The organism is Burkholderia sp. BCC0097 (assembly GCF_902832985.1).
Lineage (GTDB): Bacteria > Pseudomonadota > Gammaproteobacteria > Burkholderiales > Burkholderiaceae > Burkholderia > Burkholderia orbicola.
Genome location: NZ_CADFDM010000005.1, coordinates 342,133 through 364,373, shown reverse-complemented (window position 1 = coordinate 364,373; position 22,241 = coordinate 342,133). Strand labels below are relative to the sequence as shown.

16 protein-coding genes are annotated in these 22,241 nt (G+C 67.1%); 3 read left to right on the top strand and 13 right to left on the bottom strand.

Translation table 11 applies throughout. The features are described from left to right. Positions 1 to 36 precede the first annotated feature (36 nt). The 8 genes from rseP to rpsB all read right to left on the bottom strand — a co-directional run bounded on the left by rseP (position 37) and on the right by rpsB (position 7,586). The gene (gene rseP, locus HWX07_RS19255) at positions 37 to 1,410 is read right to left on the bottom strand and encodes an RIP metalloprotease RseP (RefSeq protein WP_175877351.1); all 1,374 of its coding nucleotides are present in this window, start codon (positions 1,408 to 1,410) and stop codon (positions 37 to 39) included. 11 nt (positions 1,411 to 1,421) lie between these two features. Beyond that, a complete protein-coding gene (locus HWX07_RS19250; RefSeq protein ID WP_006483824.1) occupies positions 1,422 to 2,618 on the bottom strand; it encodes a 1-deoxy-D-xylulose-5-phosphate reductoisomerase in 1,197 nt (398 codons plus the stop codon). 15 nt (positions 2,619 to 2,633) lie between these two features. Further along, positions 2,634 to 3,455: a phosphatidate cytidylyltransferase gene (locus HWX07_RS19245; protein ID WP_175877350.1), complete on the bottom strand. Its 822-nt coding sequence runs from the start codon at positions 3,453 to 3,455 to the stop codon at positions 2,634 to 2,636. After that, the gene (gene uppS / locus HWX07_RS19240) at positions 3,449 to 4,231 is read right to left on the bottom strand and encodes a polyprenyl diphosphate synthase (RefSeq protein WP_006478494.1); all 783 of its coding nucleotides are present in this window, start codon (positions 4,229 to 4,231) and stop codon (positions 3,449 to 3,451) included. The genes HWX07_RS19245 and uppS overlap by 7 nt, the downstream gene beginning before the upstream one ends. Positions 4,232 to 4,280: 49 nt before the next feature. Then, the gene (gene frr / locus HWX07_RS19235; protein ID WP_089467731.1) at positions 4,281 to 4,841 is read right to left on the bottom strand and encodes a ribosome recycling factor; all 561 of its coding nucleotides are present in this window, start codon (positions 4,839 to 4,841) and stop codon (positions 4,281 to 4,283) included. Between the two features lie 91 nt (positions 4,842 to 4,932). Then, the gene (gene pyrH / locus HWX07_RS19230) at positions 4,933 to 5,646 is read right to left on the bottom strand and encodes a UMP kinase (protein ID WP_006402648.1); all 714 of its coding nucleotides are present in this window, start codon (positions 5,644 to 5,646) and stop codon (positions 4,933 to 4,935) included. A gap of 155 nt (positions 5,647 to 5,801) precedes the next feature. Next, entirely contained in the window at positions 5,802 to 6,683 is an 882-nt protein-coding gene (gene tsf / locus HWX07_RS19225; RefSeq protein WP_027805697.1) for a translation elongation factor Ts, read from the bottom strand. 162 nt (positions 6,684 to 6,845) lie between these two features. Further along, entirely contained in the window at positions 6,846 to 7,586 is a 741-nt protein-coding gene (gene rpsB, locus HWX07_RS19220) for a 30S ribosomal protein S2 (protein ID WP_011352461.1), read from the bottom strand. A 379-nt stretch (positions 7,587 to 7,965) separates the two neighbouring features. Between rpsB and map the strand changes: the two genes are divergently transcribed. The 3 genes from map to HWX07_RS19205 are packed head-to-tail and all read left to right on the top strand — an operon-like array spanning position 7,966 to position 13,301. After that, complete coding sequence (gene map, locus HWX07_RS19215) at positions 7,966 to 8,781, top strand: type I methionyl aminopeptidase (protein ID WP_175877349.1); 816 nt, start codon at positions 7,966 to 7,968, stop codon at positions 8,779 to 8,781. A 46-nt stretch (positions 8,782 to 8,827) separates the two neighbouring features. Then, the gene (locus HWX07_RS19210) at positions 8,828 to 11,404 is read left to right on the top strand and encodes a [protein-PII] uridylyltransferase (RefSeq protein WP_175877348.1); all 2,577 of its coding nucleotides are present in this window, start codon (positions 8,828 to 8,830) and stop codon (positions 11,402 to 11,404) included. A 16-nt stretch (positions 11,405 to 11,420) separates the two neighbouring features. Continuing rightward, entirely contained in the window at positions 11,421 to 13,301 is a 1,881-nt protein-coding gene (locus HWX07_RS19205; protein ID WP_175877347.1) for a pseudouridine synthase, read from the top strand. Between the two features lie 79 nt (positions 13,302 to 13,380). Here the strand turns inward: HWX07_RS19205 and def are convergent, their stop codons facing one another. From def to HWX07_RS19180, 5 genes are all read right to left on the bottom strand, one after another. Next, positions 13,381 to 13,914 (bottom strand): peptide deformylase, encoded by a 534-nt coding sequence (gene def / locus HWX07_RS19200; RefSeq protein WP_011549538.1) that lies wholly within the window; start codon positions 13,912 to 13,914, stop codon positions 13,381 to 13,383. Continuing rightward, on the bottom strand, positions 13,911 to 15,989 hold the full coding sequence (ligA, locus tag HWX07_RS19195) for an NAD-dependent DNA ligase LigA (protein ID WP_175877346.1): 2,079 nt from the start codon (positions 15,987 to 15,989) through the stop codon (positions 13,911 to 13,913). Before ligA ends, def begins: the two co-directional genes overlap by 4 nt. 164 nt (positions 15,990 to 16,153) lie before the next feature. Continuing rightward, positions 16,154 to 17,443, bottom strand: coding sequence for a cell division protein ZipA C-terminal FtsZ-binding domain-containing protein (locus HWX07_RS19190; protein ID WP_175877345.1), 1,290 nt, complete (start codon positions 17,441 to 17,443; stop codon positions 16,154 to 16,156). Positions 17,444 to 17,528: 85 nt separating this feature from the next. Continuing rightward, positions 17,529 to 21,041 carry a chromosome segregation protein SMC gene (gene smc / locus HWX07_RS19185; protein WP_175877344.1) on the bottom strand — a complete coding sequence of 1,171 codons (3,513 nt, stop codon included), beginning with the start codon at positions 21,039 to 21,041 and terminating at the stop codon, positions 17,529 to 17,531. Positions 21,042 to 21,180: 139 nt separating this feature from the next. Next, a complete protein-coding gene (locus tag HWX07_RS19180; protein WP_074802512.1) occupies positions 21,181 to 22,122 on the bottom strand; it encodes a DMT family transporter in 942 nt (313 codons plus the stop codon). Positions 22,123 to 22,241 lie beyond the last annotated feature (119 nt).

Sequence of the window (22,241 nt, the reverse complement as noted above, 5' to 3'; positions counted from 1 at the left end):
AATCGGGCGGCTGGCCAGCGGCCGCCGCCTGACGCTTCAGAAATGGATTAACCGAGCCAGATCGTTGAACAGCGCGATCGCCGACAATGCGACGATGCAGATCAACCCGGCTCTTTGCAGAATCAGCTGCCAGCGCTCCGAGACGGCTTTCCCGGTCGCGGCTTCAACCGCATAATATAACAGATGCCCCCCGTCCAAAACGGGAATCGGCAACAAGTTCAGGACGCCAAGGCTAATGCTGACAAGGGCGAGGAACGACAGGAACGCCGACGGACCGAGCCGCGCGCTCTTGCCTGCGTAGTCGGCGATCGTCACCGGACCGGACAGGTTCTTCAGCGACGCGTTGCCCGTGATCATCCGCCCGAACATCTTCAGCGAATACACGGAAATGTCCCATGTGCGGTGCGCGCCGAGCCGCAGGCTCTCGATCGGCCCGTAGCGCACGTCCACCGACGGCGCGTGCATCGACAGCGCCGCGCCGATGCGGCCGACCTGCTGCCCCGATTCGTCGTCACGCTGCAGCTGCGGCACGATCGATACCGTCTGCGCGGCGCCGTCGCGCTCGATCTGCAGTTCGAGCGGCTGGCCCGCATGGTGCTTCACCGTATCGATGAAGCGCGCCGCACCGCCGATCGGCTTGCCGTCGAGCGCGACCAGCTTGTCGCCGACCTTCAGGCCGGCCCGCTCCGCCGCGCTGCCCGGCTGCACCGACGCGACCGACAACGTGCCGCCGCCGGCCTCGAAGCCCAGATGGGCCATGAAGTCGTCGTCGAGCTGGCTGTCGGGCACGTTGCGGAGGTCGACGCGGAAGTCGAACGTCGCATTGCCGTCACGCGCGCCGAGCACGACCTCGCGATGGTCGAACGCGGCCGACAGCAGTTTCCAGCGCAGGTCCGACCACGATCGCACCGGCTCGGACTCGCCGCCCTGCGCGTTGCGGATCGACACGATCGTTTCGCTGCCGTCGAAGCCCGCGCGGGCCGCCGCCGTACCGGCGGCCGGCGGCGCGACGATCGCGGTCGGCTCGGTCACGCCGGTGGCGAATACGAGGGAAAACAGTGCGATTGCCAGCAGGAAGTTTGCAATCGGCCCGGCCGCGACGATCGCGATGCGCTTGTAGACCGACTGGCGGTTGAATGCCTGGCCGAGCTCCTCCGGCGGAATGCCTCCCGGGCCCGGATCACGCTCGTCGAGCATCTTCACGTAGCCGCCGAGCGGCAGCACGGACAGCGTCCACTCGGTGCCCGTCCTGCGGCTGACCCAGCGCGCGATGGGCTGGCCGAAGCCAATCGAGAAACGCAGCACCTTCACGCCGCACCAGCGCGCGACGCGATAATGTCCGTACTCATGCACGACGACCAGTACCCCGATCGCCACCGCAAACGCGACCAGTTCGACCAGCACGTTCATGAGCACCCCATTCAGACAGTACGCTCCACGCGTGGCGCAGGCGCTTTCGCAATGATCGCGGCGGCGAGGCGGCGAGCCTCGGCATCCGCCGCGAGGACGTCGTCGAGCCCGTCGGGCGCGCGGTTCGGCAGCGTGTTGAGCACGGCGTCGACCGTCGCCGCGATCGCCATGAAGCCGATCCGGCGCTCGAGAAATGCTTCGACCGCCACTTCGTTCGCCGCGTTCAATGCGGCGCTCGCGATACCGCCTTCCTCGAGTGCCTTCAGCGCGAGCGCGAGGCACGGGAAGCGCGCGTAATCGGGCTTCTCGAACGACAGCTGGGCGATCTGCGCGAGATCGAGCTGGTCGACGCCCGCGTCGACGCGCTCGGGGAATGCGAGCGCGTGGGCGATCGGCGTGCGCATGTCGGGGTTGCCGAGCTGCGCGAGCACCGAGCCGTCGCGGTACGACACGAGCGAATGGATCACGCTCTGCGGATGGATCAGCACGTCGATCCGGTCGCCCGGCAGCCCGAAGATCCAGTGCGCCTCGATCACCTCGAGGCCCTTGTTCATCATCGTCGCGGAATCGACCGAGATCTTGCGGCCCATCACCCAGTTCGGGTGCTTGCACGCCTCGTCCGGCGTCACGTCGACGAGCGTGGCCGGTTCGCGCGTGCGGAACGGCCCGCCCGACGCGGTCAGGATGATCTTCGAGATCCCGCCGTGCTCGGCCGCGTCGCGCGGCATGCACTGGAAGATCGCGTTGTGTTCGCTGTCGACCGGCAGCAGGATCGCGCCATGGTCGCGCACGGCGTCCATGAAGATCGCGCCCGACATCACGAGCGCTTCCTTGTTCGCGAGCAGGATCCGCTTGCCGGCGCGGGCGGCCGCCAGGCTCGGCGCGAGGCCGGCCGCGCCGACGATCGCCGCGACCACCGTGTCGCAGCCGTCGCTCTTCGACACGTCGACGAGCGCCTGCGGCCCGTGCAGCACGACCGTCTTGCTGCCCGCCGCGCGCAGTTTTGCGTCGACGTGCGCGGCCGTCGCGGCATCGCCGACCACCGCCACTTCGGGCGCAAAGCGCAGACACTGCTCGACGAGCTTGTCGCCGTTGCGGTGCGCGGTCAGCGCGTAGACCGAGAAGCGCTCGGGATGGCGCGCGACCACGTCGAGCGTGCTGTCTCCGATCGAGCCCGTGGAACCGAGCAATGTCAGACGTTTTTGCATAACAGGAATAATGGTTTAACCAAGCAGCAGCATCGCGAGCGGCAGCACCGGCAGCAGCGCGTCGACACGATCGAGCACGCCGCCGTGGCCCGGCAGCAGTCCGCTCGAGTCCTTCACGCCCGCCTGCCGCTTCAGCAGCGACTCGAACAGGTCGCCGATCACGCTGTAGGCAACCAGCAGCGTCAGCGCGGCCCACGCGCCGGGCATCCCGTAGCGTGCGGCAAATGCAGAAAACAGGGTCGGTTCGAATGCATGCGCGGCCATCGCGACGCCCGCGACGACCATCACCGCGAACCAGCCGCCGATCGCGCCTTCCCAGCTCTTGCCGGGGCTGATCGTGATGGCCAGTTTACGCTTTCCGAAGGCCTTGCCCGCGAAGTATGCGCCGATATCGGCCAGCCAGACGACGAGAAGCAGCGACAGCACGAACGGCACGCCCCGCGCGCGGGCTGCGACGAGCGCGTGCCAGCAGGCGGCAAATACGACGAGGCCGGCGGCCAGCAGGAACGGGCGCCAGACGCCCCCCGCGAGTACGGGCTTGCGCCGCAGCGCGAACGGGCCGACCAGCAGCCAGAACACGCCGGCCGCCATGAAAAGGGGACGGGACGAAGCCGCATCGACGCCGAGCGGCGCGGTGGCTGCGAGCGCGAGCGCCGCGACGAGCGCATAGACGACCGGACCGACGCCGCCGAGCTTCAGCAGGCGCGCCCATTCCCACGCGGCGAACACCAGCACGACGCCGATCAGCGCGCCGAATCCGGCGAGCGGCGCGAACAGCGTCACCGGCAGCAGCACTGCCAGCATCACGATCGCCGTGATCACACGGGTTTTCAGCATGAAAGGGAGTCGGCGTTCTGCGATTGCGGTTCGAGCTGCGCACTCGTGCGCCCGAAACGGCGCTCGCGCTCGGTATACGACGCCATCGCGTCGGCCAGTGCCGCGCCGTCGAAATCCGGCCAGTACTTGTCGGTGAAATAGAATTCGGCGTACGCGAGCTGCCACAGCAGGAAGTTGCTGACGCGTTGCTCGCCGCCGGTGCGGATGAAGAGATCGGGCTCCGGCGCGTAGGCCATCGCCAGGTGCGGCGCGAATGCGTCCTCGGTCACTTCGACCTCGCGACCTTCGCGCACGGCCTGCTCGACGAGTTTCTTCGTCGCCTGCAGGATGTCCCACCGGCCGCCGTAGTTGGCCGCGATGGTGAGCGTCAGACGGGTATTGCGCGCCGTCTTGGTTTCGGCGCGGCGAATCAGCTCGCGGATGCGCGGCTCGAAACGGTCGAGATCGCCGACGACACGCAGGCGGATCCCGTTCGCATGCAGCTTGCCCACTTCGCGCTCGAGCGCGGTGATGAACAGCCGCATCAGGAACGACACTTCGTCGTTCGGGCGGCGCCAGTTTTCCGAACTGAACGCGAACAGCGTCAGGTATTCGACGCCGGCGCGCGCGCAGCCTTCGACCACCGCCCGCACGGCATCGACGCCCCGGGTGTGCCCCGCGACGCGCGGCAAGCGGCGTTCGGTCGCCCAACGGCCATTGCCGTCCATGATGATCGCGATGTGACGCGGCACGACACCGACGTCAGGCACGCGAACGGTAGAGCTGGTATAGGTCATGGCCGTTGAGACAGTAATGCGGGAAGAAGGCGGCGCGCGAGGACGGTCGTCAGACCGTCATGATCTCGGCTTCCTTGGTCTGCACGAGCTTGTCGATTTCGGCAACGTGCTTGTCGGTCAGCTTCTGCACGTCGTCGCTCGCACGGCGCTCGTCGTCTTCCGAGATTTCCTTGTCCTTCACGAGCTTCTTCAGCGCTTCGTTCGCGTCGCGGCGCAGGTTGCGGATCGCGACCTTGGCCGTTTCGCCTTCGCTCTTCACGACCTTGGTCAGCTCGCGGCGGCGCTCTTCCGTCAGCGCGGGCATCGGCACGCGGATCAGGTCGCCGGCCGTTGCCGGGTTCAGGCCCAGATCGGCTTCGCGGATGGCCTTCTCGACCTTCGCGACCATGTTCTTTTCCCACGGCTGCACGCCAATCGTGCGCGCGTCGACGAGCGTCAGGTTCGCGACCTGCGAGATCGGCACCATCGAGCCGTAGTAGTCGACCTGCACGTGATCGAGCAGACCGGTGTGTGCACGGCCCGTACGGATCTTGGCCAGATCGTTCTTGAACGCTTCGATCGAGCGCTGCATCTTTTGCTCGACGCCCTTCTTGACATCAGCGACACTCATTTCAACCTCCGAACCTTCAAACCTTCAAAGAACGCGAGCCCCGCCCGGCGCATGTCGCGCGCCGCGGCCGGTCGCCCGCATCCGCGGGAGTTTACACGTGGACGAGCGTACCTTCGTCCTCGCCCAGCACGATGCGCTTGAGCGCGCCCGGCTTGTTGATCGAAAACACGCGAATCGGCAGCTTCTGGTCGCGGCACAGCGCAAACGCCGTCGCGTCCATCACCTGCAGGTTGCGGCTGATCGCCTCGTCGAAGCTGATCGTCGTGTAACGCGTGGCCGACGGATCCTTCTTCGGATCGGCAGAATATACGCCATCGACCTTTGTCGCCTTCAGCACGACTTCGGCGCCCACTTCCGAGCCGCGCAGCGCGGCGGCGGTATCCGTCGTGAAGAACGGGTTGCCGGTGCCGGCCGCGAAGATCACGACGCGGCCTTCCTCGAGCTGACGGATCGCGCGGGGCCGGATGTACGGCTCGACGACCTGGTCCATGCGCAGCGCGGACTGCACGCGCGCCTCGATGCCGGCATGGCGCATCGCGTCCTGCAGCGCCAGCGCGTTCATCATCGTCGCCAGCATCCCCATGTAGTCGGCCGTCGCGCGGTCCATGCCGGCCGCGCCGCCCGCGACACCACGGAAAATATTACCGCCACCGATCACGACCGCGAGCTGCGTCCCGAGACGCACGACTTCGGCGATATCGGCCACCATCCGTTCGATCGTCGCGCGATTGATGCCGAAGGCATCGTCGCCCATCAGCGCTTCGCCGGAGAGTTTGAGGAGGACGCGTTTATAGGCATTGGACATAGGGGCTTCCGAGCGACGAGAGGATGACAACCACGAACTGTAGGGGCGAAATACTGATTCGGGCAAGCGCCGCCGACCGGACCGGGTTCCCGGCCGGCCGGCGGCGCCGCCGGCCGCGGCGGAGCGGACGCCCGCCGCGGATGCTGCCTGACTGCTTACTGCTGCTTTGCTGCTGCGACTTGCGCGGCCACTTCGGCGGCGAAGTCGTCCTGGCGCTTCTCGATGCCTTCGCCGACGACGAACAGCGCGAACTTCTGCACCGTCGCATTCGCTGCCTTCAGCATCTGCTCGATCGTCTGCTTGTCGTTCTTCACGAACGTCTGGTTCAGCAGCGACACTTCCTTCAGGTACTTCTGGACGCTACCGTCGACCATCTTCGCGACGATTTCGGCCGGCTTGCCCGATTCGGCAGCCTTCTGCTCGGCCACGCGGCGTTCCGTCTCGATCAGTTCCGCCGGCACGTCGGCCGACGACAGCGCGACCGGCTTCATCGCGGCGATGTGCATCGCGACGTCCTTGCCGACCTGCTCTTCCGCACCCGTGTACTCGACGATCACGCCGATACGCGCGCCGTGCAGGTACGTCGCGATCTTGTTCGCGGTTTCGAAACGGACGAAACGGCGGATCGACACGTTCTCGCCGATCTTGCCGATCAGCGCCAGACGCACTGCGTCGACGGTCGAGCCTTCGAGCGGCAGCGCCGACAGCGCGGCCACGTCGGCCGGGTTCTGCGTCGCGACGAGTTCCGCCACCGTCTTCGAGAATGCGAGGAAGTCGTCGTTCTTCGCGACGAAGTCGGTTTCGCAGTTCAGTTCGACCAGCGCGCCTGCGTTGCCGCCGACGAACGATGCGACGACGCCTTCTGCCGTCACGCGCGATGCGGCCTTGCTCGCCTTGTTGCCGAGCTTGACGCGCAGCAGTTCTTCAGCCTTGGCCAGATCGCCGTCGGCTTCCGTCAGCGCCTTCTTGCACTCCATCATCGGTGCGTCGGTCTTCGCGCGCAGTTCTGCCACCATGCTTGCGGTAATTGCCGCCATCATTCGCTCCTTGAGTCTGTATTCACAACGCCGCCCGCTTGGACGCGAACGGCCGAGATTCGTTTCCGGACCCGCGCCGATTCTGCGCGATCAGGTCCGGCGCACAAGCTTAAAAAAAGGGGGCCTGTTGAGAGCCCCCTTTTTGCGCCGGCTCGGGGCCAGTTACGCGTTTTCCTCGACGTACTCGTCGTCGCCGCGTGCGGCCTGGACCACTTCGTTGACCGCGTTCGCGCGACCTTCGAGGATCGCGTCGGCCACGCCTTCGGCGTACAGCGCGACTGCCTTGCTCGAGTCGTCGTTACCCGGGATCACGTAATCCACACCTTCCGGCGAGTGGTTCGTATCGACCACGGCGATGACCGGCACGCCCAGCTTGTTCGCTTCCGTGACGGCAATCTTGTGGTAGCCGACGTCGACGACGAAAATTGCGTCCGGAATGCCGCCCATGTCCTTCACGCCGCCGATCGACTTCTGCAGCTTGGCGATTTCGCGTTCGAACAGCAGCGCTTCCTTCTTGCTCATCTTCTCGGTTTCGCCCGATTCGACTGCCGCTTCCATGTCCTTCAGGCGCTTGATCGATACCTTCAGCGTCTTGAAGTTGGTCATCATGCCGCCGAGCCAGCGTGCGTTGACGTACGGCATGCCCGCACGTTGCGCTTCCTGGGCGATCGTGTCACGCGACTGGCGCTTCGTGCCGACGAACAGGATCGTGCCGCGGTTCGCTGCCAGCTGGCGCACGTACTTCTGTGCGTCCGTGAACATCGGCAGCGTCTTTTCGAGGTTGATGATGTGAATCTTGTTGCGGTGACCGAAAATGAACGGAGCCATCTTCGGGTTCCAGAAGCGCGTCTGGTGACCGAAGTGGACACCCGCTTCCAGCATTTGGCGCATCGTAACTGCCATGTAAATTCTCCACGAGGGTTGGGTCTTAAGCCGGCTGCCGTACCGCCGCGCGAACCCGCCTCGAAGGACGTGAATTCCGCACGAACGGCACCCTGGTTGCGCCGGCTTGCGATTCGGCACGTGCAAAACGCCCGTGCCGTAAGCCTGTCACCGCGATGCCACCCCAAAATGGGGCACAACGGCAAATTTGGATGTCGACTTAGCCAAAGAGTATAGCACGCGGATTTGTCGTCCCTCAAGTCGCGCGGCACTTTCGCCTGCCGCGCGGCAGCGGGTCGGACAATCCGCGAAAACCCGCATCCGCGCGGCCGGCAGGGGCTGCGAGGCCCGCCATAAGGTGCGATAATCCGTCAATTCACCGCATTCCAGGCATACCTCGATGGCTATTACGCTCAAAAACGAACACGATATCGCGGAGATGCGCGTCGCCTGCCGTCTCGCGAGCGAAGTGCTCGACTTCATCACGCCGCACGTCGTCGCGGGCGTCACGACCGCCGAACTCGACCGTCTCTGCCACGAGTTCATGCTCAACGAGCAAGGCACGATCCCCGCGCCGCTGAACTACCAGCCGCCCGGCTATCCGCCGTACCCGAAGGCCACCTGCATTTCGGTCAACGACGTGATCTGCCACGGCATTCCCGGCGAGAAGGTGATCAAGAACGGCGACGCGCTGAACATCGACATCACCGTGATCAAGAACGGCTACTTCGGCGACACCAGCCGGATGTTCATCGTCGGCGAGGGTTCGATCCTCGCGAAGCGCCTCGTGCAGACCACCTACGAATGCATGTGGCTCGGCATCGACCAGGTCAAGCCCGGCGCGCACCTCGGCGACATCGGCTACGCGATCCAGAAGCACGCGGAAGCACAGGGCTACAGCGTCGTGCGCGAATACTGCGGCCACGGCATCGGCACGGTGTTCCACGAGGATCCGCAGGTCGTCCACTACGGTCGCCCGGGCACCGGCATCGAACTGAAGGCCGGAATGATCTTCACGATCGAGCCGATGATCAACGCCGGCAAGCGCGACATCCGCACGATGCCCGACCAGTGGACGGTCAAGACGCGCGACCGCAGCCTGTCCGCGCAATGGGAGCACACGGTGCTCGTCACCGAAACCGGCCACGAAGTACTGACCGTGTCGGCCGGCACGCCGGCGCGCCCCGTGTTCGCGCAACCGGCCGCCGCCGTCTGAGCGCCGTCGCGCCAGCCCGCCCCACCCCGCACCTGAACGGCCGCCCATGAGCGCTCACGCTGCCCCCTCGCCCGAAGCGCTGTCGCGGCGCGCCGAATTCAAGGCCGCCAAGACGGAGATGCTGGAGCGCTTTCGCCACGCGGCGAACGTCGCGTCGCTGATGCACGCGCTGTCGAAACTCACCGACGATGCATTGAAGCGCGTGTGGGACGAATGCGGGCTGCCCGCGACGCTCGCGCTCGTCGCCGTCGGCGGGTACGGGCGCGGCGAGCTCGCGCCCTATTCCGACGTCGACATCCTCGTGCTGCTGCCGGATGCGCACGACGCGGCGCTCGACGCGCGCATCGAGCGCTTCATCGGAATGGCGTGGGATCTCGGCCTCGAGATCGGCAGCAGCGTGCGCACGGTCGCGCAGTGCATCGAGGAGGCGTCGCAGGACGTCACGGTGCAGACCTCGCTGCTGGAAGCGCGCCGCATCGTCGGCAGCACCGCGCTGTTCGAACGCTTCACCGTGCGCTACCACGAAGCGCTCGACGCCCGCGCGTTCTTCACCGCGAAGGTGCTCGAGATGCGTCAGCGCCACGCGAAGTTCCAGGACACGCCGTACAGCCTCGAACCGAACGTGAAGGAAAGCCCCGGCGGGCTGCGCGACCTGCAGACGATCCTGTGGATCGCGCGTGCGGCCGGCTTCGGCAGCAGCTGGCGCGAACTCGACACGCGCGGCCTCATCACCGACCGCGAAGCGCGCGAGCTGCGCCGCAACGAAGGCTTCCTGAAGACGCTGCGCGCACGGCTGCACGTGATCGCCGGGCGCCGCCAGGACATGCTCGTGTTCGACCTGCAGACGCAGGCCGCCGAGAGCTTCGGCTATCAGCCGACGCAGGCCAAGCGCGCGAGCGAGCAGCTGATGCGCCGCTACTACTGGGCCGCGAAAGCCGTCACGCAGCTCGCAACGATCCTGATCCAGAACATCGAGGCGCAGCTGTTCCCCGCGACGAGCGGCATCACGCGCGTGCTGTCGGCCGATCGCTTCGTCGAGAAACAGGGGATGCTCGAGATCGTCGACGACGGCGTGTTCGAGCGCCATCCCGACGCGATCCTCGAAGCGTTCCTGCTGTATGAGACGACCCGCGGCGTGAAGGGCCTGTCCGCCCGCACGCTGCGCGCGCTGTACAACTCGCGCGAAATCATGAACAACGCGTGGCGCCGCGATCCGCAGAACCGCGCCACGTTCATGCGGATCCTGCAGCAGCCCGAAGGCATCACGCACGCGTTCCGGCTGATGAACCAGACGAGCGTGCTCGGCCGCTACCTGCTGAACTTCCGCCGCATCGTCGGCCAGATGCAGCACGACCTGTATCACGTGTACACGGTCGACCAGCACATTCTGATGGTGCTGCGCAACATCCGCCGCTTCGCGGTGGCCGAACATGCGCACGAATACCCGTTCTGCAGCCAGCTGATCGGCAACTTCGAGCGCCCGTGGGTGCTGTATGTCGCGGCGCTGTTCCACGACATCGCGAAGGGCCGCGGCGGCGATCACTCGACGCTCGGGATGGCCGACGCGCGGCGCTTCTGCCGCGAGCACGGCATCGCCGGCGACGACGCGGCGCTGATCGTGTGGCTCGTCCAGCATCACCTGACGATGAGCCAGGTCGCGCAAAAACAGGACACGAGCGACCCCGAGGTCATCAAGCGCTTCGCCGAGGTCGTCGGCAATGAACGATATCTCACCGCGCTCTACCTGCTGACCGTCGCCGATATCCGCGGCACGAGCCCGAAGGTGTGGAACACGTGGAAGGGCAAGCTGCTCGAGGATCTGTACCGCATCACGCTCGCGGTGCTCGGCGGCGCGAACCCCGACGCGCATTCGGAGCTGAAGTCGCGGCAGGAGCAGGCGCTCGCGCTGCTGCGCCTGGAAACCGTGCCCGACGACGCGCACCGCGCGTTGTGGGATCAGCTCGACGTCGGCTTCTTCCTGCGTCACGACGCGGCCGACATCGCGTGGCAGACGCGCGTGCTGTACCGGCACGTGAACGCCGAAACCGCGATCGTCCGCGCGCGGCCGTCGCCGATCGGCGACGCGCTGCAGGTGCTCGTGTACGTGAAGGATCGCGCCGACCTGTTCGCGGGCATCTGCGCGTATTTCGACCGCAACGGGCTGTCGGTGCTCGATGCGCGCGTCAGCACGACGCGGCACGGCTATGCGCTCGACAACTTCATCGTCACGCAGACCGAACGCGACGTGCGTTACCGCGACATCGCGAATCTCGTCGAGCAGCAGCTCGCGACCCGGCTCGCCGAAACCGCATCGCTGCCGGAGCCGTCGAAGGGCCGCCTGTCGAGGCTGTCCCGGACGTTTCCGATCACGCCGCGCGTCGACCTGCGGGCCGACGAGCGTGGTCAGTACTACATCCTGTCCGTGTCCGCCAACGACCGGCCGGGCCTTCTTTATTCGATCGCGCGCGTACTCGCCGAACATCGGATCGGCGTCCATGCGGCGCGGATCAATACACTCGGCGAGCGCGTCGAAGACATCTTCCTGCTCGCGGGCGCCGGCCTGTCCGACAACCGCCTGCAGATCCAGCTCGAAACCGAATTGCTGCGTGCGATCGCAGTCTGAATGAATCCCAGCGTTTATGCGCACCAAATTAACCGTCAAGAATCCGAAGCCGGCGTCGCCGACTCGCGCCCCTGTCCGCTCCGGCAGCCTCGTCGCCCGCAAGGCGGTGCGCCCCGCCGCGCCGCCCGCGGGGGACAAGCCCGCCCGCCCGAAGAAGGCGCCCGCGGCCCCCGCCGCCGGCGAGCGCTCGTTCAAGCCGCGCGCTGCGGCCGGCGCCGATCGTCCGGGCGCGGATCGCGCACCGGCCAAGCGCCCACCGCGTGACGGCGGTGCCGAGCGCGGCGCGCGCGCGCCGTATCGCGACAATGCGGCCGGCGAAGGTGCGAAGCGCAGCTTCGGCGATCGGCGTACGTCGTCGGATCGCCCGCCCCGTCGTAACGATGACGATGCGCGGCCGCGTCGTGCCGGTGCCGACGATGGCAAGCGCCCTTCCTACCGCGACAACGCAACCGGCGAAGGCGCGAAGCGCAGCTTCGGCGATCGGCGTACGTCGTCGGATCGCCCGCCCCGCCGCGATGACGATGCACGTCCGCGTCGCACCGGTGGCGACGAAGGCAAGCGCCCGTCCTACCGCGACAACGCAACCGGCGAAGGTGCAAAGCGCAGTTTTGGCGATCGACGCACATCGTCCGATCGACCGGCTCGCCGCGATGACGATACGCGTCCGCGTCGCGCGGGTGGCGACGAAGGCAAGCGCCCGTCCTATCGCGACAACGCGGCCGGCGAAGGCGCGAAACGCAGCTATGGCGACCGCCGTCCGTCGTCCGATCGCCCGCCCCGCCGTGATGACGACACGCGTCCGCGCCGTGCAGCAGGCGGCGACGACAGCAAGCGTCCGTCCTACCGCGACAAGCCCGATGGCGACGGCGCGAAGCGCAGCAGTTTTGGCGATCGCCGCACGTCGTCGGACCGGCCGCCGCGCCGCAGCGACGACGATGCACGTCCGCGCCGTGCAGCAGGTGGCGACGACAGCAAGCGCCCGTCCTACCGCGACAAGCCCGCCGGCGATGGCGCGAAGCGCAGCTTCGGCGACCGTCCGGGCCGCCCCGCGCGCGACGGCGAGCGCCGTTCGTTCGGCGCGGTAAAGACCGCCCAACCCGTCAAGCGCGCGGCGGCCGACGTTGACTACGGCGACGAAACGGGCCTGATGCGCCTGTCGAAGCGGATGTCCGAACTCGGCATGTGCTCGCGCCGCGAAGCCGACGAATGGATCGAAAAGGGCTGGGTGCTCGTCGACGGCGAACGCATCGACACGCTCGGCACCAAGGTGCGCGCCGACCAGAAGATCGAGATCGACGAGCGTGCGAGCGCCGCGCAGGCCGCGCAAGTGACGATCCTGCTGCACAAGCCGGTCGGCTACGTGTCGGGCCAGGCGGAAGACGGCTACGAGCCCGCGGCCGTGCTGATCACGCGCGCGAACCGCTGGAGCGGCGACCATTCGCCGGTGCGCTTCTCGCCGCAACACCTGCATGCACTCGCACCGGCCGGCCGTCTCGACATCGACTCCACCGGCCTGCTCGTGCTGACGCAGAATGGCGTGATCGCGAAGCAGTTGATCGGCGAACAGTCGGACATCGACAAGGAATATCTGGTGCGCGTGCGCTTCGGCGAACGACTGATCGACATCGACCAGCACTTCCCGGCGGAATCGCTCGCGAAGCTGCGCCACGGCCTCGAGCTCGACGGCGTCGCGCTGAAGCCCGCGCTGGTGAGCTGGCAGAACGGCGAGCAGTTGCGCTTCGTGCTGCGCGAAGGCAAGAAGCGCCAGATCCGCCGTATGTGCGAACTGGTCGGCCTCGACGTGATCGGCCTGAAACGCGTGCGGATGGGTCGCGTGATGCTCGGCGCGCTGCCGCAAGGCCAATGGCGCTATCTGTCCGCCGACGAGACGTTCTGACCTCAGGCGCACCCGGTGCGCGAGCCAATGAAAAAGCCCGCTCAAGCGGGCTTTTTCTTTTCCGCGGAAGCGCGGACGATCAGTCGTCGTCGGCCGGATCGAGCCCGGGGAACAGCACCTCGGTGAAACCAAAGCGCGTGAAATCGGTGATCCGCATCGGATACAGCTTGCCGATCAGGTGATCGTACTCATGCTGGACCACGCGCGCGTGGAACCCCTCGGCGACGCGATCGATCTTCTGGCCGAACTGGTCGAAGCCGCTGTAGCGCACCTTCGCGTAGCGGCTGACGACGCCGCGCATGCCCGGCACCGACAGGCAGCCTTCCCAGCCCTCTTCCATGTCCGGCGGCAGGTACTCGACCTTCGGGTTGATCAGTACGGTCTCCGGCACCGGCGGTGCGTCCGGGTAGCGGTTGTTGTTGCCGAAGCCGAAGATGATGATCTGCAGCCCGATGCCGATCTGTGGCGCAGCGAGCCCGGCGCCGTTCGCGTGGTGCATCGTCTCGAACATGTCCGCGACGATCTCGTGCAGTTCGGGTGTATCGAACCGCTCGACCGGCTGGGCGATTTCGAGCAGGCGCGGATCGCCCATCTTCAGGATCTCGCGAATCATGGCGTATTGCCCTCCAGGAGTTGGTGCAGACCGTCTTCGTCCAGCACGGGGATGCCGAGTTCCTCGGCCTTCGCGAGCTTGCTGCCGGCTTCGGCGCCCGCGACCACGTAATCCGTCTTCTTCGATACCGAACCGGCCACCTTGGCGCCGGCCGCTTCGAGCATCTCCTTCGCCGCATCGCGCGTGAGATTCGGCAGCGTGCCCGTCAGCACGACCGTCTTGCCGGCCAGCACGCCCTGCGGCGCCTTCGGCGCGGGCGGCCCTTCCGGCCACGTGACCTTGCCCGGCGCGCGCAACTGCTCGATCACCGTGCGGTTGTGCTCTTCCGCGAAGAACTGGTGGATTGACTCGGCGACGATCGGCCCGACGTCGTTCACTTCGAGCAGTTCCTCGATCGACGCGTCCATGATCGGCGTCAGCGAGCCGAAATGCTTCGCGAGATCCTTCGCGGTCGATTCGCCGACGTGGCGGATGCCGAGCCCGTAGATGAAGCGCGCGAGCGTCGTATGCTTGGCCTTCTCGAGCGAGTCGAGCAGGTTCTGCGCGGACTTCTCGGCAAACCGGTCGAGCTCGGCCAGCGTCGCGAAACCGAGATTGAACAGGTCGGCCGGCGTGCGCACGAGATTCAGTTCAACCAGTTGGTCGATGATCTTCTCGCCGAGGCCGTCGATGTCGAGCGCCCGGCGCTGCGCGAAATGCCACAGCGCCTGCTTGCGCTGCGCCGGGCAGAACAGCCCGCCCGTGCAGCGAGCGATCGCCTCGTCCGGCAGGCGCTCGATCTTCGAGCCGCACACCGGGCATTCGGTCGGCATCACGAATTCGGCCGCATCCGCCGGGCGCCGGTCGAGCAGCGCGCCGACGACTTCCGGAATCACGTCGCCCGCGCGGCGCACGATCACGGTGTCGCCGATCCGGATGTCCTTGCGGCGCACTTCGTCCTCGTTGTGCAGCGTCGCATTGGTCACGGTCGCACCACCGACGAACACCGGCTCGAGACGCGCGACCGGCGTGATCGCACCGGTGCGGCCGACCTGCACGTCGATCGCGACGAGCTTCGTCAGCGCTTCCTGCGCGGGGAACTTGTGCGCAAGCGCGAAGCGCGGCGCACGCGACACGAAGCCGAGCCGCTCCTGCTCGTCGCGCCGGTTGACCTTGTAGACGACGCCGTCGATGTCGTACGGCAGCGACTCGCGCTTCTCGCCGACCTTGCGGAAGAAGTCCAGCAAGCCTTCGGCGCCGTGCACGACCGCGCGCTCGCGGTTCACCGGCAGGCCGAGCGACTCGTACCAGTCGAGCAGCGCGCTGTGCGTGTCGGGCATCGCAGCGCCTTCTAGCACACCGATCCCATATGCGAAAAACGACAACGTGCGTTTCGCAGTAACTCTCGAGTCCAGTTGCCGTAGACTTCCTGCGGCAGCATTTCGTGGGTTAACAAACTCCTTCAACCCGTCCTCACGCTGACGAGCGTTCACACGATCAAAATCCTTCTTCAGCATTAGAACTTCGCCGCGAATATCGAGGATCGCTGGAGGAGATTCACATTTGAGTTTTAGGGGAATCGAGCGAACCGTTCGGATATTGTCCGTAACATCCTCCCCCACTTCTCCATCACCACGGGTTGCTGCCTGCATGAAATAGCCATTCTCATACCGAAGAGAAATAGCTAACCCATCAAACTTTAGTTCACATGCATATTCAACAGGGTCGACAGGTGTACCTGCCAAGTCAACTGCTGCCTTTGCTAGCGTCGTAGATACACGTTTATCGAATGCGATCACGTCATCATCGGAAAATCCGTTGTTGAGTGACAACATGGGGACTTCGTGCCGAACAAATGTAGCTCCGCGAGCTACTTCCCCTCCGACCCGTCGCGTCGGCGAGTCTCGAGTAACTAACTCAGGATGGTCGGCCTCAATTTGCTGCAGCTCGCGGAACAGCCGGTCGTATTCGGCGTCGGGCAGATCCGGCTGATCGAGCACGTAATAGGCGTAGTTCGCCCGCTCGAGTTGGTCGCGCAGCCACGCGGCGCGCGCGTCGGGCTGGCTGGCTGGCGGTTCGGCTTGGGTTCGGGCCATGCTGGCGGCAGAGTCGTTCTGAAAAATCGGATGCCCGATTATCTCAGTTTGACGCCGCGGCGGGGCACGCAATGCGGGCCGGATGCCGTGCTGCAGCGCACACGAAACGGGGCGCGCCGCAGCGACGGACGACGGCGCCAACGACCGTCGCCCGCGCCATCGCGTTACTGGCTGAAGAGGCGGCGCGTGATCGGCGAACCGGCCGGGATGCCGGCTTCCTCGAGCTTCGCGTACAGCTTCATCAGTTGCTGGTCGATCGCGACCAGCGTGGACTCCGGCAGCGGTCGGCGCGAATCGTCGACGACGCGTGCGCCGATCCGCTCGGACAGCGACTTCGCGTAATCGCACATCAGCCGGAACGGCAGGATGTCCTCTTCCGCCACCGGCACGTCGAGCACCAGCGTGATCATGTTGCCGCCCTTGTACGTCAGGTCGTCGCGCAGGAAGTTGGTATCGCCGAACTGCAGCATGAATACCGGGTTCTGCTTCGCGTCGAGCTTCACGAAGCGCGTGCCGTCGCGCGACAGCAGCAGGCCGTCCTGCGACGCCACCGCCTGCACGTAGTTCGCCGACCACGGTGCACCGTCCGACATCACGTTGATCGACAGTTGCGCGTCGCACTGCGCGGCAAACGCGTCGAGCTCGCGCGCCATCGCGACCGTTTCCATCATGTCCGGGAATTCCGGCGCGCCGTCGATCGCGTCCGCGAACTGCTGGACGCCCGTCACGAACTCGGAGAATTCGAGCTCGTTCAGCGCGCCGCTGCGGTTCGCGAGCTGCGCGGCCGCGCGCAGCTCTTCGTAGCGCACGCCGTTCTGCAGCAGCTCCCACTGGCCGCCTTCCGGCTTGCCTTCGATATGCACGGGCTTGCTGCCCGCGCGGCGCAGCCGCTGCGCAACCGGCAGGATCTTGTCGCCCGGCAGCGGGCCGTTGAGGCGGATCGGCACGATGCAGTCGATCCGGCGGTCGACGATCGCAGGCGGCGCCGCCGAGACCGTCGTCGCCGCCGGCATCACCGGTTCGGTCGGCTCGGCCGGTTCGGCCGCCGCATCATGCGTGGCGGCGGGAACCGTGTCTTCACCGGCAACCGGTTCGGCCGATTCGGCCGACGTGTCGACACCCGTCGCCTCGGCCTGCAGGTCGGCCGGCGTATCGGCCGGGGCCGCGCCGCTCGCGGCCCCGCCGAACGTCGGCTCGACGCGCGCGGCATCGGCCGCAGCCGCCGTCGCAGCCGCGACCGGTGCCGCGGGCTCGCGGCGCACCGGCTGACGCACCGGTTCGATGAACGGCAACTCTTCGTCACGCTCGGGGCGGTTCATCGCCTCGGCCGCTTCCTCCGGCATCGGGCGCGGCATCCTGCGCCGCACTTTCGCCCCCTGCCATGCGTTGTAGACCACGACGCCGCCCACCACGACGGCGCCCGCGCCGATCAAACCGAGTGTCAACTCGTCCATGCACGCTCCATCAGCAATTCTTTTTCGTTGGGACCGCGAACGGGCGCTCGTGCGCCGCGCGAACGCGGTCCGGTTTCGTCAAACGTCAATTCTGGGCAAAACCCGCGGCGGTTTCCATGTCCACCGCCACGATCCGCGACACGCCCTGCTCCTGCATCGTCACGCCGATCAGCTGCTGCGCCATTTCCATCGCGATCTTGTTGTGCGAGATGAACAGGAACTGCGTCTTGTCGGACATCGCGCGCACGAGATTCGCGAAACGCTCGGTGTTCGCGTCGTCCAGCGGCGCGTCGACCTCGTCGAGCAGACAGAACGGCGCCGGGTTCAGCTGGAACATCGCGAACACGAGCGCGGTCGCGGTCAGCGCCTTCTCACCGCCCGACAGCAGGTGAATCGTCGCGTTCTTCTTGCCCGGCGGCTGCGCCATCACCTGCACGCCGGCATCGAGAATCTCGTCGCCCGTCATGATCAGCTTCGCCTGCCCGCCGCCGAACAGGCGCGGGAACAGGTCGCTGAAATGACGGTTGACCTCGTCGAAGGTGCCCTGCAGCAGCGTGCGGGTTTCCTGGTCGATCTTGTGGATCGCGTCCTCGAGCGTCGTGATCGCGTCGATCAGGTCGGCCGATTGCGCGTCGAGGAACACCTTGCGCTCGCTCGCGGCCTTCAGCTCGTCGAGCGCGGCCATGTTCACAGGGCCGAGCGCGTTGATCGCGTTGTTCAGGCGCGTGACTTCGCCCTGCAGGTACGAAGGCTTGAGATCCGGCGTCAGCTTCGCGGCCAGCGCGGTTTCGTCGACCTCGGCAGTCGCCAACTGCTCGGCGAACTGCTCGACGGCCAGGCGCGCGGCCTGCTCCTTCAGCTGCAGTTCGGTGATGCGGTCGCGCAGCGGCTGCAGCGAACGCTCGGCGACGAGCCGCTGCTCGTCCGACGCGCGCAGCTTCGCGGTCAGGTCGTCAAGCTCGATCCGCGCGGCCTGCAGCGCTTCTTCCTTCGCCGCGCGAATTTCGAGCGCGTCCTGCAGGCCCGTGTGCGCGGTCTGCTCGTTGATCGTCTCGAGTTCGGCGCGGGCGTCTTCCAGCGACGCGGCGACGCGCTCGCTCTGCTCGTGCGCGACCTGGATCGTGCGCTTGAGCTCGTCGATCCGGGTCACCGCGTTGCGTGCGGCGAAGCGCGCGTCGTTCGCGCCGCGCTCCAGGTCGCGCGCTTCCTGACGCGCCTGCGTCAGTGATTCGTCCAGCGACTCGAACGCGAGCTGGTTGTCCTCGAAGCGAGCCTGCAGTTCGGCGAGCTCGCCGTCGAAGCGCTCGAAATTCGCTTCCGACTCCGCGCGCAGCGCACGCTGCTCCTCGATCTGCGCGCCGATTTCCTCGAGTTCCTCGCGGATCTGCGTGCTGCGCTGCGTATAGCGTTCGTGCGCCTGGGCGAGCTTGAGCACGTCCATCTGCAGCGCATGCACGCGCTGCGTCGCCCGTTCGGCCTGCGCGCGCACGTCGCCGAGCGCCTGCGTGGCCTGCGTGTGCGCGGCTTCTGCCCGCACGGCAGCCGTGCGCGCCTCGTCGGCGAGCAGCGCCTGCGCGCGCACCTGGCGCGCCAGGTTTTCGATTTCCTGCTGGCGGGCCAGCATCCCGGCCTGCTCCGAATCGGCGGCGTACAGCTGCACGCCGACGCGCGTGACGATATGGCCGGCCTTGACGACGAACGCACCGCCTGCGGGCAACTGGGCGCGCGTCGCGAGCGCCTGCGCGACGTCGTCGGCCACGTACACGCTGCCGAGCCAGTCGTTCAGCACCGCGCGAATGCCCGCGTCATCGATGCGCACGAGCGACAGCACCGGCCGCAGCCCGGCCACCGCGGCGGGCGGCTCACCGGCCGCCGGCGGCGCGTAGAACGCGAGCTTCGCGGGCGGCGCATCGGTCGCGAATGCCTTCACCCAGTCGAGATTCGATACTTCGAGCGCGGCGAGACGCTCGCGCAACACGGCCTCGAGCGCCGCTTCCCAGCCGGCCTCGACGTGCAGCTTCTTCCACAGACGCGGCAGCGCGCCGAGCTCGTGCTTGTCGAGCCACGGTTGCACCTTGCCTTCGGTCTGCACGTTTTCCTGCAACTGCTTCAGCGCGGCGAGACGCGCTTCGAGCTGGTGGATCTGCGCGGCTTCGGCCTGCACGCGCTCCTGTGCGGCGCGGCGCTCGCCATCGAGGCGCGGCACCGTTTCCTGCGCGTCGGCCAGGCGGGCCTGCGCTTCGGCGAGAATCTCTTCCTGCTCGGCCAGCTGCATGCGCAGCTCTTCGAGCTGCGTTTCGTCCGGCGCGTCGAGCCCGCCCGCTTCGCTCTTCAGGCGCTCGTGGCGCTGCTGAAGCTGCTGGAGCTGCTGGTCGGCGTTGCGCTGGTGCGCGGCCTCGAGCTTCAGCGACTGCTCGGTCTGCGCGATCCGCGCGCGCTCGTCGTTGAGCTGCGCCTGCGCGTCGCGCCACTTCGCTTCGAGCGCCGGCAGCGCATCGTGCTTCGCGGCCGCGTTGTCTTCGGCGAGCGCGGCCTTCTCGTCGGCCATCGCGCGCGCCTCTTCGGCTTCCTCGAGCTCGTCCTGCGACTTCTCGGCCTGCGCGCGCCACTGCTCGCGCTGCGCGTTCAGCGCGGCGATCTGCGCCTGCACGCGATTGCGCGATTCGACGATGAACTTGATCTCGGCTTCGAGGCGGCTCACCTCGGCGTTCGCCTCGTAGAGCGCACCCTGCGCGCCCTGCATCGCGTCGCTCGCCGAATAGTGCGCGACCCGCAGCGTCTCGAGCTGCGCCTCGACTTCGCGCAGTTTCGCCGTCTGCGCCTCGAGGTCGATCTGCGCCTGCTCGATCGCGCGCTGCTGCTTCTGTTGCTCGCCGGCGGCCTCGTTCTTGCGCAGCAGCCACAACAGGCGCTGCTTCTCCTCGCCGTCGGCGACGAGTTCCTTGTACTTGGTCGCGACCACCGCCTGCGCCTCGAGCTTTTCGAGGTTCGCACCGAGTTCGCGCACGATGTCCTCGACGCGCGTCAGGTTCTCGCGCGTGTCGTGCAGGCGGTTCTCGGTTTCGCGGCGGCGTTCCTTGTACTTCGACACGCCGGCGGCTTCCTCGAGGAACACGCGCAGCTCTTCCGGCTTCGCCTCGATGATCCGCGCGATCATGCCCTGCCCGATGATCGCGTACGCGCGCGGGCCGAGGCCGGTGCCGAGGAAGATGTCCTGGATGTCGCGGCGGCGCGCCGGCAGGTTGTTGATGTAGTAGCTCGACGTGCCGTCGCGCGTCAGCACGCGCTTCACGGCGATCTCGCCGTACTGGCCCCACTGCCCGGCCGCGCGGCCGTCGGAGTTGTCGAAGATCAGTTCGACGCTGGCCCGGCTGCCGGGCTTGCGGGCGGTCGAACCGTTGAAGATCACGTCCTGCATCGATTCGCCGCGCAGCTCGGAGGCGCGCGACTCGCCGAGCACCCAGCGCACGGCATCGATGATGTTGGACTTGCCGCATCCGTTCGGGCCGACCACGCCGACAAGCTGGCCCGGAACCTGGAAATGCGTGGGATCGACGAAGGATTTGAAGCCAGCGAGTTTGATCGAGCTCAGACGCACGGCGGTATCGGATGTGAAGAAGGTGTGAAACGGACGGGGCCGCACGGCGCGGGGCCGGAGAGCCCCTGCGCGCGACGCGCCCCGGAATTCAAAAACGGGGCCGCGCGCATCCAGCGTTGGGCCCCGCAAACGGCTTCCATCATACCATCGCGCGTGCGCCGTCCCGACCGTCGCCGGGTTTGTCCGGTGCCGGCGCGGCACGATGGACCCGGCTCGACAGCAACGTCGCGAGCACGATGCACGCGCCACCCGCCCACTCGCGCGCGCTCGGCAGCTCGTTCGCGAACACCCACGCCGACAGCGCGGTGATCACGATCTCGAACAGCATGATGATCGACGCGCGGTTCGCCGGCACGCGCGCGAGACCGTACTGCACGAGCAGGTTGTTCGACGCCATCGTCACGCCGATCGCCGCGATGATCAGTGCGGCCACGCCCAGCTGGCCGCTCGCCGGCGCGGCCGGCAGCCCCTCGAACAGCGACGCGATCGCGCCGAACACGGCCGCGCCGCCGAACAGCGTCGCGGTGCGCATTTCCGCGCGCATGTCCGGCAGCTCGCGGCTCGCCTTGATCACCAGCACGTTGCTCATCGCGAAGCTCAGCCCGGCCGCGAGGCCGGCCCATTCGGCCGGGTTGGCCGGCAGCGGCAAACCGAGCGCCGGCGACCACAGCATCAGCATCGCGCCGCCGATCGACAGCGCCGCGAGCCCCGCGCCGGCCCAGGTCAGCCGTTCGCGCAGCAAAAAGTGCGCGTAGATGGCGGTCCACGCCGGCGTCAGGTAGAACAGCAGCATCACGCGCAGCACCTCGCCGTGGATCGTGCCCCATACGAACCCGAGATTCGTCACGCCGGCCGTCACCGCGATGCCCGGCAGCACCCAGTGCCAGCGCAGGGTCGCGATCGTGCGGTGCCGCGCGACGATCACGAACAGGAATGCGACGAGGCTCGTCAGCGCGCTGGCCAGCGTGCCCGTCACGCCGAGCGACGCGAGGATCCGCAGCGGATACCAGATCAGGCCCCATACCGACGCGCCGATTAGGATGGCCAGCGTCGGCAGGCTGCCGCGTACCGCGTTGTTCATTTGCTTCGATACCCTTTATTCGACCGGCCCGGCCGCCGTTCCAGCAGGCCGTGGCCGCATTCCGTCACGCTATAATCGTCCGTTGCGAGCCGCGCGCCCCGGCGCCCGTTCGCAGCCGC